Raw genomic sequence first — 13,421 nt, forward strand, 5'->3', positions numbered from 1 at the left:
GCCCCGGCTGCGCGGGGCTTTCAGGGCGGGGCGGGGAGTGCGCCGCCCAGGCGCAGCTTGTCGATGCGGTAGCGCAGGGCCATGCGGGTCACGCCCAGCTGGCGCGCGGCTTCCGAGACGTTGCCGCGGCAGCGGGCCAGCGCGCGTTCGATCAGGTGGCGTTCGGCCTCGTCCAGGGTCATCGCGTCGAGGCTGCGCTCGCTGGCCGGCCCGGTGGCCGCCGGGGCGGGGAGGTCCGCGGCGGGATCGGCGGGCGGCAGCCCGAGGCATGCCGCCCCCAGCGGCGCACCGCCGCCCAGCAGCACCGCGCGCTCGATCAGGTGGCGCAGCTCGCGCACATTGCCGGGCCAGGGGTAGCGCTGCAGCGCGGCTTCGGCCTCCGGCACGAGCACCGGATCGGGCAGGCCGTAGCGCCGCGCCGTCTGCAGCGCGAAATGACGGGCCAGCAGCAGGCTGTCGCCGGCGCGTTCGCGCAGCGGCGGCAGGGTCACGTGGATGACGTTCAGGCGGTAGTACAGGTCGGCCCGGAACTGGCCGGCAGCCACCATGGCCGCGAGGTCCCGGTTGGTGCCGGCGACGAAGCGGGCGCTGACCGGCTGCTCGCGCACGCTGCCGACGCGGCGCACCACGCGTCGCTCCAGCACATTGAGCAGCTTGGCCTGGAGTTCGAGGCCGAGCTCGCCGAGTTCGTCGAGGAAGACCGTGCCGTCCTCGGCGGCTTCGATGAGACCGACACGGCGGCCCTGCGCGCCGGTGTAGGCGCCCTTCTCGTGACCGAAGAGTTCGGCCTCGATCAGCTCGCGCGGCAGCGAGGCGCAGTCGATCTGTACGAAGGGCCGTTCGCGCAGCGGGCCGCTGCGATGCAGCACGCGGGCGGCGACGTCCTTGCCGGTGCCGGTCTCGCCGAGCAGCAGCACGGTGGGCGGCGCGATGCCGCTGCGCGGGGCGAGCCGGCCCAGGGCTTCGAGCTGCTCGCGGGCGGCACGCAGGGCCGGGCTGTCGCCGAGCATCTGCACTTCATCCAGCGCGTGGACGCTGCGCTCGCGCGAGTAGTCCACCCGCCGGCGAAGCTGGGCGGTGGAGAGGGTCTTCTCGACGACGAGGCGGAGTTCGTCGAGGTCGACCGGCTTTTTCACGTAGTCGGCGGCGCCGAGCTTCATGGCCTCGACGGCGTCTTCCAGCTCGCCGTAGGCGGTCAGCATGATGAAGGTGGGTCGCTCGGGCGATTCGCCGGGCGGGTGGGCGGCGAGCAGCTCGAAGCCGTGGCCGTCGGGCAGGCGCATGTCGAGCAGCACCAGGGCGGGGGGCTGGCGTTGGAGCTGGGCGCGGGCTTCCTGCAGGCTGCCCGCAACCTGGCAGGCGTAGCCGGCGCGGCCCAGGTGGCGCGCCGCGGCGCGGGCGAAGAGGGCTTCGTCGTCCACGATGAGCAGGGCCGGGCCGCTGGCTTCGGGGGGCGGAGGGGGGCTGCTGTTCATGGGCGACGGGGACGGTCGAAGCTGCTGGCGTAGCGCTGGGCCCAGGCGTGAAAGGCCGTCTGCACCGGGCTGTCGCCGGCGAACGCCGCCTGGCCGCCGGACAGCGGTCCGCCGGGCGCACGCGGCAGTCGGATGCGGGCCTCGGTGCCGCCGCTGGGCGGGCTGAGGAATTCAAGCCGGCCGCCGTGGCTTTCGCAGACCTTGGTGCAGAAGGGCAGGCCCAGGCCGCTGCCGCCGGGCTTGCTGCTGGGCAGCGGCGGCAGGCCGTGCAGGGCGGGCGGGCCGCGCCAGCCGGGGCCTCGATCGCGCACGCTGAGCCAGGCTTCCCCCGCGCTGGCGCCCAGCGAGAGGGTCAGGCGGCCGCCCTGCGGCGAGGCCTCGGCGGCATTGACGAGCAGGGCGCTGACGGCCTGCTCCAGCAGCTCCGGGTCGGCCTGCAGCGGCAGGGCCTGGCTCCAGCCCTGGCGTTCGATCGCCAGCCCGCGCGCGTCGAGCACCGTGCCATGCAGGGCCAGGGCCTGGTCGACGACCTGCCGCAGGTCCAGTGCCGCCAGGCGTGGCTGCAGGGGGTGAAGGTAGGACAGCAGGGCATGCGTCCAGGCGGCCAGCCGGTCGCTGGCGCCGATGATGTCGGCCAGGGCTTCGCGGGTGTCGGCCGGCAGTTCGGGCGCATCGGCGATCTGCGCGGTCGCGCGGATGCTCGCCAGCGGATTGCGGATGTTGTGCGCGACGACCGGGATCAGCGCGCCCAGCACGGCCTGCCGTTCCGACTGCACCAGGGCCTTGCGGCTGGCATCGAGCTCGGCGGCCATGGCATTGATGCCCTGGGCCAGGCTGCGCAGCTCGGTGGTGCCGCGGTCGGGCACGCGGTGGCTCAGGTCCCCTTCGCGGATGCGGCGGGTCGCGTCGAGCACGTCGCCCAGCGGCCGGCTGAAGTGGCGCCGCAGATGGGCGCTGGCGTAGACCATCAGCAGCGCCGCCAGGCTGACGGTGAGGGCCAGCACCACCGGAACCCAGCGGGTGAGGAAGGTGAGCTGCGCGGTCTGCTCGACATGCTCCTGCTGCAGCAGGGCTTCGAAACGGGCCAGCACGTCCTCGTAGCGCTGGAAGGCGCCGGACTCGATCTCGGTGTGCATCAGCCGCAGCACGGCCTCGGTCTCGGCCGGGTTCGGGCGCTCGGCGCCGGGGCGGGCGTTGCGCATCAGGGTCTCGCTGATGCGCAGCACCTCGCCATAGGCATCGCGCAGCTCGCGGGCCAGGCGTTCTTCCTCCGGCTGGCGCAGCCGGCTTTCGAGCACATCGAAGCGTTCGCCGATGCGCCGCGTGAAGACGCCGTACTCGCTGCGTGCGCTGGGATCGCCCAGCAGGATGTCGTCGAAGACTTCCTTGACCTGGCGGTAGAGGGTGCCGCGGATGGCGTAGACCTCGGATTCCAGCGCGGCCAGGCGGCTGATCTCGTGCGAGACCGCCTCCCAGGGGCGGGTGCCGAGCAGGCCGAGCACGCCGCTGAAGACGATCAACAGCACATAGCCCAGCGAGATGCGGCTCTGGAAGCGCCGCAGCGACCGGGCCGGACCGAACCATTCGACATTCATCGGCGCAGGGCGGGAGGGCAGGGCGGCGGAAAGCCGCGCATGATCCCCCGCCCTCCGGCGCCTCCGGCTGGGACTTTTGCCCGATCGGCCCGGGCCTCGGGCAAGTCCCGGGGCCGGGTCTTGCGGGGCCTGGACGCCCGCCGGGCCGTCGTGCTGCGGGGCCGGGGCCTGCCTGGGCCTCAGGCCGCCCGCACGTCGGCCACGGGGGGCGCGCCGAAGTCAGCTCGGTCCAGCCAGGCCAGCACCTTGCCGGCGGCCTGGTCGGGGGTGTCCAGCAGGCCTTCGCGGTGCAGTGCGTCGAAGCGGGCCTGGGCGGCGAAGTGGGCCGGATCGGCCTCGCGCAGCTGGCGCTGCATGTCGGTCGCGATCACGCCAGGGGCCAGCGAGACGACGCGGGTGCGCGGATCGTCGGCATGCTCCAGCGCGAGGGCGCGTGCGGCATGGTCCAGACCCGCCTTGACGGCGCAGTAGACGGTGCTGCCCGCCATGGCGTGGCGGCCGAGGCCGGAGGAGATGAAGAGCAGCTGGCGCTGTGCGCCCCAGCCGGCACTGGCGGCCAGCGCCGCGGCGCTCAGGCGCAGCGGGGCTTCCAGGCCCAGGCGCAGCGCGGCGCGCAGTTCCTCGTCGGCCTGGGCGTGCAGCCCGGCCGGCTCGGGCAGCAGGGCGGCGTTGTGCAGCAGCACCAGTCGGGCGGGCGGCGCGGCAGCCAGGGTCAGCAGCAGCGCGTGCAGGCGTTCGACGGCCGCATCGGGCTCGGCCAGGTCGACCGACCACTGCGTGCAGGGGCAGCCGGCGGCCTGGGCCGCGGTGTCCAGGCCCGGGTCGGGCCGGCGGGAGAGGGTCAGCAGGGCATGGCCGGGCCGCAGCAGCTGGCGGGCCATGGCGGCGCCGAGCCCGCGCGAGGCACCGGTCAGCACGATCAGGGTCGAGGCGGCGCGTGCGCCGGGGCCGCTGCACAGCAGCTCGGTGGGGGTGGGGAGGGCAGGCATGGCGTGGATGCTGCCAGCCTGCGGCGCCTCGTGCAGGCATCCTGCGCGGCGGGGGACGCCGCCTGCCGGCAAGACGGCGGGGCGCAAGCCGCCGTGGCGCCCTGGTCCTCAGCCGTTCGTGGCCGCTTCGCGCATGCGGTCGCGCCGGGCCAGGGCAGGGAAGTGCCGGCGCCAGAGGGCGACCACGGCCAGGGTGCCGAAGCCGCCGAGCAGCACCGAACCCACCGGGCCCAGCGCGGCGGCGGTGGCGCCCGACTCGAACTCGCCCAGCTGGTTGCTCGCGCCGATGAAGATGCCGTTGACGGCGCTGACCCGGCCGCGCATGGCATCCGGCGTTTCCAGCTGCACGAGCGACTGGCGGATGACGACGCTGACCATGTCCGCCGCGCCAGCCACGAAGAGCGCGGCCAGCGACAGCCAGAAGCTGGTCGACAGGCCGAAGACCAGGGTGGCCAGGCCGTAGACGGCGACCGCGCGGAACATCTTGGGCCCGACCTGCCGCTCGATCGGCCGGCGGCTGAGCCAGACCGACAGCGTCAGCGCGCCCACCGCCGGCGCAGCCCGCAGCAGGCCCAGGCCCCAGGGGCCGACGTGCAGGATGTCCTTGGCGAAGATCGGCAGCAGCGCGGTGGCGCCGCCCAGAAGCACGGCGAACAGGTCCATCGAGATCGCCCCCAGCACGGCCGGCCGGCTGCGGATGAAGGCCAGCCCGGCGAAGACGGTCTTGAAGCTCACGGCTTCCTTGGGCACCGGCGGCTGCACGTAGCGCAGGCCCAGGGTCAGCCCCACACCGAGCAGGAACAGCAGGCCGCAGAGGCCGTAGACCGCCTCGGGCCCGGCCACGTAGACGAAGCCACCCAGCGCCGGCCCGCCGATGATCGCGGTCTGCATGCCGGCCGAGCTCAGCGCGATGGCCCGCGGCAGCTTGGCGGCCGGCACCAGCAGCGGCAGCAGCGACTGCTGCACCGGCATCTGGAAGGCCTTGGCGGCGCCGATCAGCAGGGAGAGGCCGAGCAGGGTCTCGCGGCCCGCCCAGCCCCCGGCGCTGCCCAGCATCAGCACGGCGCTGATGCCCGTCTGCACCGTCAGCGCGGCGGCCAGGATGCGGCCGCGGTGGTGGCGGTCGGCCAGGTGGCCTGCCACCAGCATCAGCACCAGCGAGGGCAGGAACTGCAGCAGGCCGACGAGACCCAGGTCCCAGGCGCTGCCGGTCAGCTCGTACATCTGCCAGCCGATGGCCACCATCATCATCTGGTTGCCCGAGGTGCCGGCGACCCGGGCACACCAGAAGCGGACGAAGGCGCGCTCGGCCAGCAGCGCACGCAGCCCGCCGTCGGCGGGACGACCCGCATCGGCGGGCAGGGGAACAGGGCTCAAGGCGGCAGGGTCCGGGGCAGGGTGTGAGGGACTAGCCTTCGACGGCCGGATCCCGCACCGGGCCGATCGGCCCCCCGGCCCCTGCCTCGCCGGCCACCACGCGCGCATGCCGCTCGTAGGTGAAGTAGGCCCAGGCCCAGTCCATCAGCACGGCAATGCGGTTGCGGAAACCGATCAGGAAGTAGACGTGGGCGATCAGCCAGAAAAGCCAGGCGAAGAAGCCGGAGAAGCGGATCGGGCCCAGCGGCGAGCTGAGGTCGACCACGGCCGCACGGCGGCCGATGGTCGCGAGGTTGCCATAGTCCCGGTAGACGAAGGCCTCGGTCGGCTGGCCGGCCAGGCGCCGTTGCAGATTGCGCGCCGCGCACTGGCCCATTTGCTTGGCGGCCGGCGACACGCCGGGCACGGCCGTCGGTGCGCCCTTCTTCGGGTGGCTGCGGGCTGCGGCCATGTCGCCGATGACGCTGACTTCGGGGTGGCCCCGCAGGCTGAGGTCGGGCTCCACCGGCACGCGGCCGGCGCGGTCGCAGGCCACGCCGGCGGCCTCGCCGAGCATGCGGGCCAGCGGCGAGGCGGCGACGCCGGCCGCCCAGATGATGCTGTGGCTGTCGATGCGCTCGCGCTGGCCGCCGCGTTCCACCCACAGGCCATCGGCGTCGATCGCGGTGACCTTGGTGTCGAGCAGCACCTCGACGCCAAGGCGTTCGAGCTGCTGGCGGGCCTTCTCGCTCAGGCCCGGCGGCATGGCCTGCAGCACGCGGCCGCCGCCTTCGACCAGCAGCACCCGGGCCTGGGCCGGCTGGATGCGGCGGAACTCGCCGGGCAGGGTGTGGCGGGCGATCTCGACCAGGGTGCCGGCCATCTCGACGCCGGTGGGGCCGGCGCCGATCACGACGAAGGTCATCAGGTCGCGCTGGCGCACCGGGTCGTCTGCACGCTCGGCGGCTTCGAAAGCCAGCAGGGCGCGGCGGCGGATGCTGAAGGCGTCGCTCAGGGTCTTCAGGCCGGGGGCATGCTCGGCCCACGCATCGTTGCCGAAATAGCTGTGGGTGGCCCCGGCCGCCACGATCAGGTGGTCGTAGTCGATCCGGCCGCCATCGGCCAGCCGCACCTGGCGGGCTGCCAGGTCGAAGCCGCTGACCTCGGCCATCAGTGTGGTGACCTGCTCGTCGCCGCGGAACATCTGGCGGATCGGCGCGGCGATCGAGGGCGCCGGCAGACCGGCCGTGGCCACCTGGTAGAGCAGGGGCTGGAAGAGGTGGTGGTTGGTGCGGTCGACGACCGTGATGTCGACGGGCGTCTTGTGCAGGGCCTTGGCGGCCCAGATGCCACCAAAGCCGCCGCCGATGATCAGGACATGCGGCCGGCGGCCTGGCTGCAGGGGGGTGGGATCCATGGAGGTCCTCGGGGAGCGCGCATCCGGTCGGTCGTGGCCGCCGGTTTCTTCGTCGTCGGGGTCGGGCGTTGCGGTCCGGCCGCGGCGCAAAGGCCTGCTGGATCGGCAGGCCTTCACTGCGGCGTCAGGTTCGCATGCTAACCACTGCAAAAGCCGTTCCCGCCCGGTCGAGGCTCAGAAGGGGGCCGGGTCGTCCCAGATGCAGCGTTCTCCGCGCTGCGGGTGCTCCAGTTCGAGCCGTGTCGCATGCAACAGCAGGCGCGGCGCGCCGGCCGGATCGCCGTAGAGGGCGTCGCCAAGGATGGGATGGCCGAGGGCGGCCAGATGCACGCGCAGCTGGTGGCTGCGGCCGGTCTCCGGTAGCAGCTCGACCCGGGTGCCGCCCCCGGGGGCTGGCCCGAGCTGCCGCCAGCGGGTCAGGGCCGGCTTGCCCTGCACCGGATCCACCTTCTGGCGCGGCCGCCGCGGCCAGTCGGCACTCAGCGGCCAGTCGATGCAGGCCGGTGCCTCGCCCGGACCCGGGCCGTCCAGCCGGCCCGCCACCACGGCCTCATAGCGCTTGGCCACCCGGCGCTCGGCGAAAGCCTGACTGAGACGGCGCTGCGCTTGCGCCCCCCGGGCGTAGACCATCAGCCCGGAGGTCGGCTGGTCGAGCCGGTGCACGGTCAGTGCGTCGGGCCAGTGCTGCTGCAGGCGGCGGATCAGGCAGTCGGCCTTGTCCTCGCCCCGGCCCGGCACGGCCAGCAGGCCGGCGGGCTTGCGGACCAGGATCCAGTGCTCATCGAAAGCGAGTACCCGCTCGCTTTCCTGGGCCGGGCCGCACGGGACGCGATCGCATCCCGTGGCGGCTGTCGCGGCTTCAGCTGCGTTGCTGGATGCCAGCAATCGCCCAGTCCCGGCTTTCGTCCAGCGGACGCACGAGGTGCCAGACCTCGTCGAAGCGCTCGGCACCGTGCTCGGCTTCTTCGCGGATCAGGCCGTGGAAACGCACGCTGACGACACGCTGCAAAGCGTCCTGGCCCACTTCGAGGACCTCGGCATCGAGTTGCACGACGTCCGTCTGCTGGCTGGCGTTGCCGCGTTCGTGCAGGTCCAGGCGCAGTGCCGCGAACAGCTCGGGGGTGGTGAAGCGGCGCAGATCGTCGACCTGTCCCGCGTCATTGGCCGCCTGCATCCGGATGAAGATCATCTTCGCCAGGCGCACGAAACCGTCGGCATCGAAGTCAGCCGGCAAGGCGGCGGGGGCTGCGGCCGCGACCGCTGGGCTGCCGAAGGCTTGCGAAGCTTCGCGGGCGTAGGGGCTGGCTGCGTCCGGCTGGGGGCTGGCCTGGCGCGGCATGGCCACCGATCCCAGGCCCGCACCGGCTCCGGCCGGCTGCATCCGCGGCGAACCGCCTGCGAAACGGCGCAGGATCAGGCGCACGACAAAGAAAACCGCCACGGCGAGCAGCACCATCATCATCAGGTCGGCGAAGCCTTCGCCGAGGCCGAAGTGGCTGAGCAGTGCGGCCAGGCCGAGGCCGGCGGCCAGGCCGGCCAGCGGTCCCATCCACGAGCGCTTGCCGGCGGCGGCGGCCGGCGCCGCGGTTGCGGGGGCGGCCGCACCCGGGCTTGCATCGGCCTGCTTCGGCGGCGTGGCCGGCGGCGGGGTCGGGCTGGCCTCGCGCTGCATGCCGACCGAACGCTTACCCCCCAACCGCTTGGCCTCGGCCTCCCCCGGCAGCAGGCTCAGGCCGCCGGCGAGCAGCAGGGCCAGGCTCAGCAGACCGGTCTGCACGGCCGTCCGCAGGCGGCTCAGTGCATGGATCCATCGGTTCGGATGGGGCAGGGTGGCGTTCATCAGTTCCTCTCGTTGCATACGGGCCAGGCAGCAGGGGCTGCACGGGCCCGAGTGGACCATACGGACCGCCCAAGGTTCCCTGGGTCGCGCCCATGAAAAAACCGCCCCGGGGGGCGGTTGTCGAGGTCGGATGGGATCTTTGAGGACAGACTTTCCTGTGTCCGCAACACCGACCGCCGGCACGGAACCCAGCAGGGTACCGGCGCTTTCGAGTTTGAAGTGGCTCAGGCCTGCTTGCGCCGGCGGCGAGCGACAACGCCAAGCGCACCAAGACCGGCAAGCATCAAGGCATAGGTCTCGGGTTCCGGAACGGCAGCCGTCAGACCCACCAGCGTCCCGTTGTATGTCGTCACGGAAACGGCTTTGCCCGTCACCAGATCGATCGAATAGATGCCCGTCCGACCGGTACCGTCGTCGATGTTCAGTGCAGCGAATGCCTTGCCGGTAAAGCCGAAGATCTCGAATCCGTTGGCACTGAGGACATCAATGCCGATGCCAAGCCCCGTGCCCACTTGCGTGATCGTCGGGGTGTTGAAGCTATCTAGTGCGAGATTCAGGCTGTCGGTTGCTGTGTTGATGTAATAGAGGTCAGTGACGTCGGCGGCGCCCATCCGCGGGTCCAGACCAGGAGCCGAATTGGTGTACGCGACGCCTGTGTTGCCGGCGCTGATGTTGTTGCTGGTGTTTCCGACTGCCCCGGTGGCGACATTGACCGCATAGTTCTTGCCGGTTCCCGTCGTCACCCGCAGTGAAGCAGCACCGTTGAGGTCAGCCTGCGGATTGAAGTCAATGCCGATCCCGCCGGTCGCCGCGAAGCTCGCACCCGTCAGATTGGCTGCCAAGGTGGCGACACCAGTCGTGGTGTTGACGGTGTAGAGCCGGTTCTGGTCGCTGATGGCGTATGTCAGACCGTTTGAAGGACGGAGATCGATACCCAGCAGCTTCTCGCCGCTGGCCAAGCCGGTGATGGCCACGGGCATCGAGAACGTCGTACCGGACAGGCTGACCAGCTCATTACTTGTGGTCAGTCCGATCAGGGTCTGGGCTTGCGCACCCAGACTGATTGCGGCCATGGAAGCCATGACGGCAGCTTTGACGGCGTAGTGCTTCATCTTCACTCCTGGAGGTTGAGGACGTTCCGAAACTTGGCTTTCCTGCCATCTGTCCCGGACTCACCTGTACTACGACCGGAGTGACTGATTGGTTTCGTTCGCGACCCTTTGGTTGCGGGGTCGGGTTTAACCTGAGTCAAAAACCAGGCTCACCCTCGGTGAGGGTGAGCCCCGCAACCGCAAGAGGGCAGACACGCGACGCATGGCCCGCCGCGCCGACTCACTTCAGACGACCGACTTCCAGCACTTCCTTGCTGGCTTCGACGATCTCGCCGCTGGTCGCGTCGACTTCGACACGCATGTCGCCCGCCTTCGTCTTGATGTCGTATTCATAGGACACCTTGCCGTCGGACTCGATCTCGAACTCGACCCGCTCGACGTCGCCGGGGAACTTCGCCAGCACGGTCGCGCGGGCGGTCGCTTCGCTGACCTTGGCCTTCTCCTTGAAGCCGGCCGCGTCGGCGCTGCCGACCCGCTCTTCGACTTCGATGATCTTGCCGGTCTTGCCGCTGCACTCGATGTCGTAGAGCTTGCCGCCGGCCGCTTCGACTTCGATCTCCCACACGGCTTCCTTGCCTTCAGCCTTCAGCACCGCCTGCAGGGCCTCACCCGGATGCTTGGCGAGCACGGTCGGCAGGCAGGCTTCGAGGCCGAACTTGACTTTCGGCGTCTTGGCCGTGGCATCGGCTTGCACCAGGTTGGCGGACAGCAGGGCGGCAGCGCCGAGGGCGAGGATCAGAGGGGTCTTGGTCATGATGACTCCGAAAGTTTGTGTGGGAGGTGGATCCGGGAAGACCCTGAGACCATCATAGAAGGGAATGAATCCCATTGAAAATCGATGGAAAAGGGAATAATTCCCGACCCAATCCGCCCAGGTCACGCTTGACACAGGGGTCATCGGGTGTGCCGCCGTCATGGGGGAGCCCTCCGACCCTTGCCCGTCCCCGGGTCAAGCCCTAGGCCATCCGGCATATTGCCGGAGGCGGGCTGGGCTGAAACCATCGAGCGCTGAAGTCACCGGTAACGCCCGGCGCCCCGGCCAAGCGCCGGACCGCCGGAGGCGCCGCCCCGGCCCCCCGCCACGATGCACGTCTCCAGCCCTGTCACCCCATTCCGCCGCCCGTCCCCGAGGGGCTGCAGCCGCCGCAGCCTGCTGACGGGGCTGATCGCCTGGACCGGGGGGTCGGCGGTCCGGGCAGCTCGTACCGAGCTGGAAGCGCTCGTGCTCGATCCGCTGCCGCAGCCCGAGGCGCGAGAGCTCGCGCCCGGGGTCTACTGGGTGCCGGGCCTGCCCGGCGAGGTCGACGGCCGCAACGTCGGACGCACCGGCAACACCGGGTTCATCGTCGGGCCGCAGGGGGTCCTGGCCCTCGATGCCGGGGTATCGCGCCGGCATGGTGAGGCCCTGCTGGCCTGCATCGCCCGGGTCACCGACCGGCCCGTCCGTCGCCTGCTGATCACGCATGCGCGGCAGGAATTCCTGTTCGGGGCGGCGGCTTTCCGTGCCCGCGGCATTCCGGTGAGCATGCAGCGCGCCACCGCCGGCCTGATGGCCTCGCGCTGCGAGGGCTGTCTCGACACCCTGCGCGTGCTGCTGGGCGAGGACCACATGGCCGGCACCCAGATGTTCCGCCCCGACCAGCTGCTCGACGGCTCGGGGCCCCTGCAGGACGAGATCGGCAGGCCGGTGCGCCTGCTGAGCTGGGGCCATGCCAGCGGGCCGGGCGACTCGGCCGTGCTGGACGAAACCAGCCACATCGTCTTCACCGGGGGCCTCTGCGATCACCTGCGCGTGCCCGACCTGCAGGATGCCCGGCTCCAGGGGTGGCGGGATGCCCTGGCGGCGCTGCGCGAGCTGCGCCCCCGCCGCGTGGTCCCGGGTCACGGTCCGGCGGGCGACGCGGCGGTGATCGACGCGGTCGACGATTACCTGCGCGCGCTCGAACAACGCCTGAGCCAGCTGCTCGATGCGGGGGCACCGCTCAGCGAAGTCGCCGAACGAGCGGAGCTGCCCGCCTATGCCGGCTGGGACCAGTACGACGTCATCCACCGCCGCAACGCGGCCCTGCTGTTTCTGCGGCTTGAGCATGCGCAGCTGCTGCGCTGAGCCGGTCCCCGCGCTTCCGAGAACGCCTCATGAACCCTGAGCTGCCCCCATCGTCCCGACCCGCTGGCCTCTCGCGTCGCCTCGCCCTCGCCGGCCTGGGTGCGCTGGGCCTGAGTCCGACGCCCGCCGTGCGTGCCGCGCCCGGCGGCCTGCCGAGCCATGTGGGCCACGGCGACAGCTCGCCGCAATGGGAAGACCTGCGCGCCAGGCTCTGGGGCCGCGAGCCCATCGCCACCGGCGAGGCCAGCCAGGTGCAGCTCATCGTGCCACTGCGCGCGGCCTTCGGTGCCTCGGTGCCGGTCAAGGTGGTGTCCAAGCTGCCGCAGACCGAGGCCCTGCACGTGCGGCGCATGACCATCCTGGTCGACAAGAACCCCGCGCCCCTTGCCGCCGTGCTGGACCTGAGCCCGCGCATGGGTCAGGCCGACCTGGAAACCCGGCTGCGCGTCGACGAGTACGGTCATGTGCGTGTGGTCACCGAGCTGTCCGACGGCAGCCTGCACATGGATTCGCGCTACTGCAAGGTATCGGGGGGCTGCTCGGCCCCGCCGAACCGCGACCAGCTCCACAACATCGGCAAGACCGTCTTCCGCCTGCCCGAGGGCCTGAAGGCCGACGGGCCGACGCCCGCCGAGGTCTCGGTCGTGCATCCCAACGACACCGGCTTCGAGCTCAATCACATCACCGTGATGTACATCCCGCCGCACTACGTGCGCCTGATCAAGGTCAGCTACGACGGCGAACCGCTCTTCAATGCCGAAGTCGGCTTCTCGCTCAGCGAGAACCCCAGCCTGCGCTTCAAGCTGCTGGCCCGGCCCGGCGGCCGGCTGAACGCCGAGGTCGAGGACACCAAGGAAGGCCGTTTCCGCGGTCAGCTGGCCCTGGCCTGAACCGCGCCCCCGGGACCGCGTCCATCCGTCCCCCTGCGCAGGAGCCCACGATGCCGAGCGATGCCCCTTCCCCCCGTCGCCGCCAGCTGCTGGCCGCCGCCGCTGCGTTGGGCCTGGGGGCCGCGCACGCCGCCCCGGTCGCCGGCCCGCACGGCCTGCCGCCGGCCTATGGCGCGATGGTGCTGCAGCCGGCCACCCTGCCGCGCAGTGCCGAGTTCGACCTCGGCCCCGCCCTGGCCCGTGCCCGCGCCGAGGGCAAGCGCCTCTACGTCTACCTGAACGCCGACGACTGTGCCTACTGCCGGCGCTACGAGGCCTTCCTCGCGGCCCATCACGCGGCGCTGAAGTCGCACTTCGCGCCCTACCTGCTCGTCGATCTGCGCAGCTCGCTGCGCGTGCCGGTGCGCGAACTGCGATTCAAGACGCCGGCCCTCGGCAGCCTGCCCTACATGGAGTACCAGAAGGCCATCGGCGACGAGCGCGCACGCCAGCTCGTCTACCCCAGCGTCTGGCTACTCGACGCCCAGGGCCAGCCGCTGATGCAGATGCCGGCCGGTGCCGGCACCTTCGAGACCGTGCCCGAGCAGATCGAGGTGCTGCAGCTGGTGCAGTGAAGGCGGTCTGCGTCGGCCTGCGCATG

The 13,421-nt window shown here is 71.6% G+C and carries 11 protein-coding genes and 2 pseudogenes; 3 read left to right on the plus strand and 10 right to left on the minus strand.

Annotation, left to right across the window (positions count from 1 at the left end; translation table 11 throughout):
* Window positions 1–20 precede the first annotated feature (20 nt).
* The 10 genes and pseudogenes from H4F90_RS00355 to H4F90_RS00395 form a co-directional block, all read right to left on the minus strand.
* Window positions 21–1,475: a sigma-54-dependent transcriptional regulator gene (locus H4F90_RS00355; RefSeq protein ID WP_182660391.1), complete on the minus strand. Its 1,455-nt coding sequence runs from the start codon at window positions 1,473–1,475 to the stop codon at window positions 21–23.
* Window positions 1,472–3,070 carry a sensor histidine kinase gene (locus H4F90_RS00360; RefSeq protein WP_182660392.1) on the minus strand — a complete coding sequence of 533 codons (1,599 nt, stop codon included), beginning with the start codon at window positions 3,068–3,070 and terminating at the stop codon, window positions 1,472–1,474. The genes H4F90_RS00355 and H4F90_RS00360 overlap by 4 nt, the downstream gene beginning before the upstream one ends.
* 179 nt (window positions 3,071–3,249) lie before the next feature.
* The gene (locus H4F90_RS00365; RefSeq protein WP_182660394.1) at window positions 3,250–4,059 is read right to left on the minus strand and encodes an SDR family NAD(P)-dependent oxidoreductase; all 810 of its coding nucleotides are present in this window, start codon (window positions 4,057–4,059) and stop codon (window positions 3,250–3,252) included.
* Window positions 4,060–4,167: 108 nt separating this feature from the next.
* On the minus strand, window positions 4,168–5,436 hold the full coding sequence (locus H4F90_RS00370) for an MFS transporter (protein WP_235971888.1): 1,269 nt from the start codon (window positions 5,434–5,436) through the stop codon (window positions 4,168–4,170).
* A 31-nt stretch (window positions 5,437–5,467) separates the two neighbouring features.
* Window positions 5,468–6,832 carry an NAD(P)/FAD-dependent oxidoreductase gene (locus H4F90_RS00375; RefSeq protein WP_182660398.1) on the minus strand — a complete coding sequence of 455 codons (1,365 nt, stop codon included), beginning with the start codon at window positions 6,830–6,832 and terminating at the stop codon, window positions 5,468–5,470.
* 174 nt (window positions 6,833–7,006) lie between these two features.
* Window positions 7,007–7,600 (minus strand): RluA family pseudouridine synthase, encoded by a 594-nt coding sequence (locus H4F90_RS00380; protein WP_182662913.1) that lies wholly within the window; start codon window positions 7,598–7,600, stop codon window positions 7,007–7,009.
* Between the two features lie 91 nt (window positions 7,601–7,691).
* On the minus strand, window positions 7,692–8,672 hold the full coding sequence (locus H4F90_RS00385; RefSeq protein WP_220486025.1) for a Tim44 domain-containing protein: 981 nt from the start codon (window positions 8,670–8,672) through the stop codon (window positions 7,692–7,694).
* Window positions 8,673–8,896: 224 nt separating this feature from the next.
* A pseudogene (locus H4F90_RS15825) lies at window positions 8,897–9,001 on the minus strand (PEP-CTERM sorting domain-containing protein); the annotation flags it as partial.
* A 24-nt stretch (window positions 9,002–9,025) separates the two neighbouring features.
* A pseudogene (locus H4F90_RS15445) lies at window positions 9,026–9,784 on the minus strand (DUF4394 domain-containing protein); the annotation flags it as partial.
* 220 nt (window positions 9,785–10,004) lie between these two features.
* Window positions 10,005–10,538 carry a PepSY domain-containing protein gene (locus H4F90_RS00395; protein WP_182660402.1) on the minus strand — a complete coding sequence of 178 codons (534 nt, stop codon included), beginning with the start codon at window positions 10,536–10,538 and terminating at the stop codon, window positions 10,005–10,007.
* 468 nt (window positions 10,539–11,006) lie between these two features.
* Here H4F90_RS00395 and H4F90_RS00400 point away from each other — a divergent pair, with 468 nt between their 5' ends.
* From H4F90_RS00400 to H4F90_RS00410, 3 genes are read left to right on the plus strand one after another with little or no spacing between them, the layout of a single operon-like run.
* A complete protein-coding gene (locus H4F90_RS00400; RefSeq protein ID WP_328700782.1) occupies window positions 11,007–11,891 on the plus strand; it encodes an MBL fold metallo-hydrolase in 885 nt (294 codons plus the stop codon).
* 29 nt (window positions 11,892–11,920) lie between these two features.
* On the plus strand, window positions 11,921–12,781 hold the full coding sequence (locus tag H4F90_RS00405; RefSeq protein ID WP_182660406.1) for a quinoprotein dehydrogenase-associated SoxYZ-like carrier: 861 nt from the start codon (window positions 11,921–11,923) through the stop codon (window positions 12,779–12,781).
* Between the two features lie 50 nt (window positions 12,782–12,831).
* A complete protein-coding gene (locus tag H4F90_RS00410; protein WP_235971889.1) occupies window positions 12,832–13,395 on the plus strand; it encodes a thioredoxin family protein in 564 nt (187 codons plus the stop codon).
* Window positions 13,396–13,421 lie beyond the last annotated feature (26 nt).

This window comes from Aquariibacter albus (assembly GCF_014145335.1).
Lineage (GTDB): Bacteria > Pseudomonadota > Gammaproteobacteria > Burkholderiales > Burkholderiaceae_C > Aquariibacter > Aquariibacter albus.

Bases quoted from the DNA above. Each gene is read 5' to 3' on its own strand.
- H4F90_RS00395 (WP_182660402.1), bottom strand. From the start codon at position 10,538: ATGACCAAGACCCCTCTGATCCTCGCCCTCGGCGCTGCCGCCCTGCTG.
- H4F90_RS00365 (WP_182660394.1), bottom strand. From the start codon at position 4,059: ATGCCTGCCCTCCCCACCCCCACCGAGCTGCTGTGCAGCGGCCCCGGC.
- H4F90_RS00360 (WP_182660392.1), bottom strand. From the start codon at position 3,070: ATGAATGTCGAATGGTTCGGTCCGGCCCGGTCGCTGCGGCGCTTCCAG.
- H4F90_RS00355 (WP_182660391.1), bottom strand. From the start codon at position 1,475: ATGAACAGCAGCCCCCCTCCGCCCCCCGAAGCCAGCGGCCCGGCCCTG.
- H4F90_RS00385 (WP_220486025.1), bottom strand. From the start codon at position 8,672: ATGAACGCCACCCTGCCCCATCCGAACCGATGGATCCATGCACTGAGC.
- H4F90_RS00405 (WP_182660406.1), top strand. From the start codon at position 11,921: ATGAACCCTGAGCTGCCCCCATCGTCCCGACCCGCTGGCCTCTCGCGT.
- H4F90_RS00375 (WP_182660398.1), bottom strand. From the start codon at position 6,832: ATGGATCCCACCCCCCTGCAGCCAGGCCGCCGGCCGCATGTCCTGATC.
- H4F90_RS00410 (WP_235971889.1), top strand. From the start codon at position 12,832: ATGCCGAGCGATGCCCCTTCCCCCCGTCGCCGCCAGCTGCTGGCCGCC.